Raw genomic sequence first — 7,401 nt, 5'->3', positions numbered from 1 at the left:
GCCGACACCCCCGTCATCACCCTCGACGCCCGCCGCCGCGACAGCGCCAAGAGCGCCCTCATCACCCTCGTCGAACACGCCCTGCTCGCCCGGCTTCGGTGATCGCGCACGACCGTGGCCCGCGGGACTTCGTACGAAGTCCCGCGGGCCACAGGCATGTCGGGCACCGACCGGCCCGGGCCGGCTACTCGGTCGGCTCCAGGCCGGCCCGGATCAAGCCGTAGGTGTACGCGTCCTCCAGCGCCAGCCAGGAGGCGGCGACCACGTTGTCGGCCACGCCCACCGTCGACCAGGTGACGGAGCCGTCGGTGGACTCGATCAGCACCCGGGTCTTGGAACCGGTGCCGTGCTGGCCCTCCAGGATGCGGACCTTGTAGTCCACCAGCTCGAAGGTGGCCAGCGGCGGGTAGATGCCCTCCAGGGCCGCGCGCAGCGCCTGGTCCAGCGCGTTGACCGGGCCGTTGCCCTCGCCGGTGGCGATCCGGCGCTCGCCCTTGGCCCACAGCTTGACGGTGGCCTCGTTGCCCGTGAAGCCCTTCGGGCCCTGCTCGCTGATGGTCCGCCAGGACTCCAGGGTGTAGAAGCGGTCCCGGCTGCCGCGCACCTCGTCGCGCAGCAGCAGCTCGAAGGAGGCGTCGGCGGACTCGTAGGTGTAGCCGAGGTTCTCCTGCTCCTTCACCTTGGCCACCACCCGGCCGGCCAGGTCCCGGTCGCTGGAGAGGTCGTAGCCGAGCTCCTTGCCCTTGAGCTCGACGGAGGCCCGCCCGGCCATGTCGGAGACCAGCATCCGCATGGTGTTGCCGACCCGCTCGGGGTCGATGTGCTGGTACAGGTCCGGGTCGACCTTGATCGCGGAGGCGTGCAGGCCCGCCTTGTGGGCGAACGCCGAGAAGCCCACGTACGGCTGGTGGGTGGAGGGGGTCAGGTTGACCAGCTCGGCGATCGCGTGCGAGATCCGGGTCATCTCGGCCAGCCGGCCCGCGGGCAGCACCCGGCGGTCGTACTTGATCTCCAGCGCGCCGACCACCGGGAACAGGTTGGCGTTGCCGACCCGCTCGCCGTAGCCGTTGGCGGTGCACTGCACGTGGGTCGCGCCGGCGTCCACCGCGGCCAGGGTGTTGGCCACCGCGCAGCCGGTGTCGTCCTGGGCGTGGATGCCGAGCCGGGCCCCCGTCCTGGCCAGCACCTCGGCGACGATCTCCCGGACGCCGCCCGGCAGCATCCCGCCGTTGGTGTCGCAGAGCACCACCACGTCCGCGCCGGCCTCGTGCGCGGTGCGGACCACCGACACGGCGTACTCGGGGTTCGCCCGGTAGCCGTCGAAGAAGTGCTCGCAGTCGATGAACACCCGCCGGCCCTGCGAGCGCAGGAACTCGACGCTGTCCCGGACCATCTCCAGGTTCTCGTCCAGGGTGGTGCGCAGCGCGAGCTCCACGTGCCGGTCGTGCGCCTTGGCCACCAGGGTGATCACCGGGGCGCCGGAGGTGACCAGCGCGGCCAGCTGCGGGTCCTCGGACGCCTTGCCGCCGGCCCGGCGGGTGGCGCCGAAGGCGACCAGCCGGGCGTGCTCCAGCTCCAGCTCGACGGCGGCCCGGGCGAAGAACTCGGTGTCGCGCGGGTTCGCCCCGGGCCAGCCGCCCTCGATGAAACCGACCCCGAACTCGTCCAGGTGCCTGGCGATGGCCAGCTTGTCCGCCACCGTCAGGTTGATGCCCTCGCGCTGCGCTCCGTCGCGCAGCGTGGTGTCGAACACGTGGAAACTGTCGTCGGTACGGGTGACCTCGGTCATGACCCCTGGTTCTCCGTTTCGGGGAGGTTGGGTACTGCTCTGCCGGACGTTCTCGTCCCGGCTCCACTGTCCATGGTCCCGCGCGCGGTCCCGGTGTCCCCGGGCCCCTTGTGGGGGCCGTCGGCCGGTCCGGGAGAAACAAAAAGACCCCTCGCGGGTGCGAGAGGTCTGCGCGCGGGTCTGGACGCTAGTGGTCGCTCCGCATCGGGTCCAGCGGAAGCGGTCACTGCGGACCGGCGCGCCTGCTGCTAATAATCAGCGAAAGCGAGGACACGTCGGCAGTCTGGCACAGCTTCCGCGATCCGGCCCGCCCGTCTCGGGATGCGAAACGGGGCAGGCCGGCCGGGGTGCGGGATCAGACGATCCGGTGCAGCCAGTGGTGGGTGTCCGGGGTCTGGCCGCCCTGGATGGACAGCAGCGCCTTGCGGAGCTCCATGGTGACCGGGCCGGGCTCGCCGGCGCCGACGGTCCAGTCGGCGGCGGCGGACTTCACCGAGCCGACCGGGGTGATGACGGCGGCGGTGCCGCAGGCGAAGACCTCGGTGAGGGTGCCGTCGGCGTTGGCCTGCTGCCACTCGTCGGTGGAGATCCGGCGCTCCTCGACGGCGTAGCCGAGGTCCGAGGCCAGCTGGAGCAGCGAGTCGCGGGTGATGCCGGGCAGCAGGGCGCCGGACAGCTCCGGGGTGACGATCCTGGCGTCCTTGCCCTCGCCGAAGACGAAGTACAGGTTCATGCCGCCCATCTCCTCGACCCACCGGTGCTCGGCGGCGTCGAGCCAGACCACCTGGTCGCAGCCCTTCTCGGCGGCCTGGGCCTGGGCGACCAGCGAGGCCGCGTAGTTGCCCGCGCACTTGGCGGCGCCGGTGCCGCCGGGGGCGGCCCGGACGTACTCCTTGGACAGCCAGACCGAGACCGGCTTGATGCCGCCCTGGAAGTAGGCGCCGGCCGGCGAGGCGATGATCATGAAGAGGTAGGAGTTGGCCGGGCGGACGCCCAGGCCGACCTCGGTGGCGAACATGAACGGGCGCAGGTAGAGGCTCTGCTCCGGCTCGTTCGGCACCCAGTCCCGCTCCTGGCGGACCAGCAGCTCGACGGCCTCGACGAAGGCCTCCACCGGCAGCTCCGGCATCGCCAGGCGGCGGGCCGAGGCCTGGAAGCGGGCGGCGTTGGCCTCCGGGCGGAAGGTGGCGATGGAGCCGTCGGCCTGGCGGTAGGCCTTCAGGCCCTCGAAGATCGCCTGGCCGTAGTGGAGGGTCATGTTCGCCGGGTCGATCTCCAGCGGCGCGTACGGCACCAGCTGGGCGTCGTGCCAGCCCACGCCCTCGGTCCAGCGGATGGTGACCATGTGGTCGGTGAAGACCCTGCCGAACCCGGGGTTGGCCAGCCGGGCCTCGCGCTCCGCTGCGGGCAGCGGGTGGGCGGAGGGCTTGAGGTCGAACGTGATGGGCGCCTGGGTGGCCGTGCTCATGGCTGATTCCTTCACCGTGGGGTTGGTCCGGGCCGCCACCGCCGCAGATACGTTTCGGCAAACTTCACCGGAATGGACGCACAACGGCACGGCCCACTGTCGATACTCGCATCCAGAGGGCCGTGCCGAACAGCTGCAAGCTGCGGTGATGTGCGGTCCGGCCCCGTCAGCCGGAACCGTGTGTTCGGATCCGGCCGGTCAGCCGGCTACTCGGGCGACGAGCGCGTCGCCGACCTGGGAGGTGCCGCGGGTGCCCGAGCGCTCGGCCAGGTCCGCCGCGACGGCGGCCTCGACCGCGGCGGCCTCGGCGGCGAAGCCGAGGTGCTCCAGCAGCATCGCGACCGACAGCACGGTGGCGGTCGGGTCGGCCTTGCCCTGGCCGGCGATGTCCGGCGCCGAGCCGTGCACCGGCTCGAACATGGACGGGAACTCGCCGCTCGGGTTGATGTTGCCGCTCGCGGCCAGGCCGATCCCGCCCGTGACGGCGGCGGCCAGGTCGGTCAGGATGTCGCCGAACAGGTTGTCGGTGACGATGACGTCGAACCGCTCCGGCTGGGTGACGAAGAAGATGGTCGCCGCGTCGACGTGCAGGTAGTCGGTGGTGACCTCGGGGAACTCCCGGCCGACCTCGGCGAAGATCCGCGTCCACAGGTGCCCGGCGTGCACCAGCACGTTGTTCTTGTGCACCAGGGTGAGCTTCTTGCGCGGCCGCGCCTGCGCCCGGCGGTAGGCGTCGCGCACCACGCGCTCGATGCCGTACGCGGTGTTCAGGCTGACCTCGGTGGCCACCTCCTGCGGCGTCCCGGTGCGCAGCGTGCCGCCGTTGCCGACGTACGGGCCCTCGGTGCCCTCGCGGACGACCACGAAGTCGATCTCCGGCTGGCCGGCCAGCGGGGACGACACCCCGGGGAAGAGCCGGCCCGGACGCAGGTTGATGTGGTGGTCGAAGGCGAACCGCAGCTTGAGCAGCAGCCCCCGCTCCAGCACGCCCGACGGCACGCTCGGGTCGCCGATGGCGCCCAGCAGGATCGCGTCGTGCGACTTCAGCTCGGCCAGGACGTCGTCCGGCAGCGTCTCCCCGGTCCGGTGGTAGCGCCGGGCCCCGAGGTCGTACTCGGTGGTCTCCAGCTTCACGTCGGCGGGAAGCGCGGCACCCAGGACCTTGAGGCCTTCGGCCACCACTTCCTGGCCGATGCCGTCACCGGGGACTACTGCGAGACGAATGGTGCGAGACATGCTCGGACCCTACTCCGCCGTCCCAGGTACTGACACCTACCGTCCACCATGCGGACGGTCAGGTCGGTCCCCACCAGGGGCAGCCGCCCGGCGGAGCCGTTTGGGACGCCACTCCTTCGAGGGAGCGCGTGCGACGCGGGGGGCGCCTGGGGCGTGCTTAGGGCGTGTCTGACCATTGGCGTCGGATCAGGGCGCGGCGTTGGGGTGCGTGCATCGCAAGGCGGAGGAGGGAGTCCATGCGGAGCATCGGCGACCGACGACAACGCGGCGAGGCGCGTGCCCCGGCGTCGCGCACCCGGCGGGAATTGTCAGACACGCCCTAGGGTGGCGGGGTCCGGCGAGGCGTGTGGAACGGGGTGCGGATGGGCGAGCGGCGGCGGGAGGTGCTGGTCTGCGCGGGTGCGGCGGGGCTGGCGATGGGCGGGTACGGCCTGGCGGCGGCGGTGCGCGGGCGGTGGCCGGCCGGGGCGGAGGCGGTCGCCGTGCCGTACCACGCCCACCTGTGGGACCTGCTGCACGGGCAGGCCGCCGGGGACCTGCTGTTCAACTGGAACAGCGGCTACGGGGCCCCGTTCCTGGCGGACTTCTTCGCCTACCTGATGAACCCCTTCTCCTGGCCCACCGCGCTCCTCCCCCGCGACCAGGGCCGGCTCGCCGTCCTCCTGGTCACCCTGGCCACCATCGGCCTGGGCACCGCCCTGATGGCCCGGCTGCTCGGCCGGCTGCACCCCGGCCCCCGGTGGCTGCGGGTGTTCGCCGCCGTCGGGTACGGGCTGTGCGCCTGGGTGCTGGACGTCGGCGGGGCCGCCCCGATGTGGCTCTGGGGCCTGGTCTCGCTGCCCCTGCTCGGCCTGGCCGCCGACTGGTGCCTGCGCGAACGGCACTGGGTGGGCGGCGCGCTGTGCGTCGCGCTCGCCTGGACGGGCAACCTGTACACCGCCGCGCTGGCCACCCTGGCGGCCGGACTGCTGTTCGCCGTCCGGCTGTTCGCCGCCCCGCTCCCGTTGCGTCACCGGGTCCGGGCCACCGGCCGGGCCGTCACCACGGCCACCGCCGGGGTGCTGCTCGCCTCCCCCGTGCTGTTCGTCGCGGTGCTGGCCACCGGCCGGGCCCAGCCGGAGTCCCCGGTCGAGCCGCTGGGCCCGTCCGGTGTCGCCGCCCACCTCTCCCGGCTGCTGCCCGCGGCCCACGGCGGGCAGCAGCTGCCGGACGTGGCGATCGGCGTCTTCGGGCTGCTGGTGGTGTGCGGGCTGCCGTTCAACCGGCGGGTGCGGGCTCGGGAGCGCGCCCTGTGGTGCGCGGCGCTGGTGCTGGTGGCGGTCGGCTTCCTCTGGACCCCGACGGTGCTGGTCTGGCACGGCCTGGCGATCCCGGCCGGCGGGCCGTACCGGGTGGCCTTCGTGCTCAGCGGGCTGCTGGTGCTGGCGGGCTGGGTCTCGCTGGCGCACCGCCCGGACCGGCTCACCGTGCTGGGCGGCGCCGCCGTGGTGGCGGTGATCGCCGGCCTGGCGGCGGGCCGGCCCGCGGTGCGCCCGGCCACCTGGGTGCTGCTGGCCGTCGGCGGCGCCGTCCTGTCGGCCGCGCTGTGGCTGCTGGACCGCCGGCGCTCCGACCGGCGGGCGACCGCCCTCGCCACCTGGGTGATCGGCGGGGCGGTGCTGGGCAACGCCGTCTGGTCCGGGTACGCGGCGCTCGGCGCGGTCCCTTCCTCCGGGGTCTCCCCGGCGGCCGTCCGGGCCGGGCACGCGGCCGTCCGGGCGGGCGCCGACTGGCCGCGCGGCCGCAGCGACCCCGGCCCGCACGCCTTCACCCCCAACGACCCGCTGCTGCTGAACGGCCAGGGCGGCGGCTACTTCAGCAGCTACCTGCCGACCGTCACCGCCCTGCTGCTGCACGACCTCGGCGCGGGCTGGACGGCCGGCGGACGGCAGACCACGAGCGTCACCGACCCGGTCGGGCAGGCGCTGTTCGGCGTCCGCACCCACCTCGACGACGCCCCGCCGCCCGGCTTCACCCCGGTGCGGGCCGCCGCGCCGCCGCTGGTCACCGTGCTGCCGCCGGGCTCCCGGACGGAGACCTCCTCGGTCTGGTCCCGGCAGGAGTCGCTGCTCGGCAGCCAGGTGTACGACGCCCCGCTGCCCGTCCCGGCGGGCGGGCCGGCGCCGGCCCTGCACGGCACCAGCGGCTGGTCGGTGCCGGCCGGCGGGGAGGGCACGGTGTTCACGGCCGCCTGCACGCCGGGCGGGACGGCCTACTTCCACGGGGTCTGGTACCGGGGCACGGTCAGCGGCCTGGGCACCGACTACCGCAGCGACGGCGAGCAGCCCACCACCGCCGTGCCGATCCACCGGCTGGGGACCGTCCCGGCGGACGGGGTGGTCCGGGTGACGCTGCGGTCGGACGTGGTGAGCCAGGTGCCCGCCCGCCCGATCGGCTGTCTGCGGGCCGGTGCGCTGGAGGCCGCCGTCGCCCGGCTCACCGCGACCGGCGCCACCCGGGTCGAGGCGGGCGGGCACACCCTCACCGCGACCCTCCCGGCGGGTTCCACCGGCACCGCGCTGCTCTCCGTGCCGGCCGCCGAGGGCTGGACCTGCGCGGTGGACGGCGGCCGACGTCTCACCCCCGTCCCGGTGCTCGGCATGATCGGCGTCCCGCTGGGCGACGGCGCCTCCCGCGTCGCCTGCGCCTTCCGCCCGCCCGGCCTCACCGAGGGGCTCATCGTCACCTCCGCCACCGCCGCCGTCCTCGCCCTGGTGGCGGTCTTCGCCCGGCTCTCCCGGCGCCCCACCCGCGTCCCGCGCCGCGACCGCCGCCGGGCGGCCCTGGGCGCCGACGCACAAGCCGGCACGGAAACCGGCCCACAAGCCGGCACATGACGGGGCGGCCCGCCGGAGTCCCGGTGGGCCGC

General features: G+C 74.1%; 4 protein-coding genes and 1 pseudogene. 2 read left to right on the top strand and 3 right to left on the bottom strand.

What is annotated here, in order from left to right; all coding sequences use genetic code 11:
* Positions 1–102: pseudogene (locus ACFVXH_RS10770) on the top strand (ATP-binding protein); the annotation flags it as partial.
* Between the two features lie 82 nt (positions 103–184).
* On the opposite strand, the gene cimA reads toward ACFVXH_RS10770, so the two are convergent.
* The 3 genes from cimA to ACFVXH_RS10755 all read right to left on the bottom strand — a co-directional run bounded on the left by cimA (position 185) and on the right by ACFVXH_RS10755 (position 4,493).
* The gene (cimA, locus tag ACFVXH_RS10765) at positions 185–1,789 is read right to left on the bottom strand and encodes a citramalate synthase (protein ID WP_387822172.1); all 1,605 of its coding nucleotides are present in this window, start codon (positions 1,787–1,789) and stop codon (positions 185–187) included.
* Between the two features lie 355 nt (positions 1,790–2,144).
* Positions 2,145–3,257: a branched-chain amino acid aminotransferase gene (locus ACFVXH_RS10760; protein WP_049656394.1), complete on the bottom strand. Its 1,113-nt coding sequence runs from the start codon at positions 3,255–3,257 to the stop codon at positions 2,145–2,147.
* A gap of 198 nt (positions 3,258–3,455) precedes the next feature.
* A complete protein-coding gene (locus tag ACFVXH_RS10755; RefSeq protein ID WP_380744949.1) occupies positions 3,456–4,493 on the bottom strand; it encodes a 3-isopropylmalate dehydrogenase in 1,038 nt (345 codons plus the stop codon).
* Between the two features lie 362 nt (positions 4,494–4,855).
* Between ACFVXH_RS10755 and ACFVXH_RS10750 the strand changes: the two genes are divergently transcribed.
* On the top strand, positions 4,856–7,369 hold the full coding sequence (locus ACFVXH_RS10750; RefSeq protein WP_387822168.1) for a YfhO family protein: 2,514 nt from the start codon (positions 4,856–4,858) through the stop codon (positions 7,367–7,369).
* The last annotated feature ends 32 nt before the right edge of the window (positions 7,370–7,401 follow it).

This window comes from Kitasatospora sp. NPDC058184 (genome assembly GCF_042883725.1).
Lineage (GTDB): Bacteria > Actinomycetota > Actinomycetes > Streptomycetales > Streptomycetaceae > Kitasatospora.
This window is presented reverse-complemented; position numbering and strand designations above follow the sequence as displayed.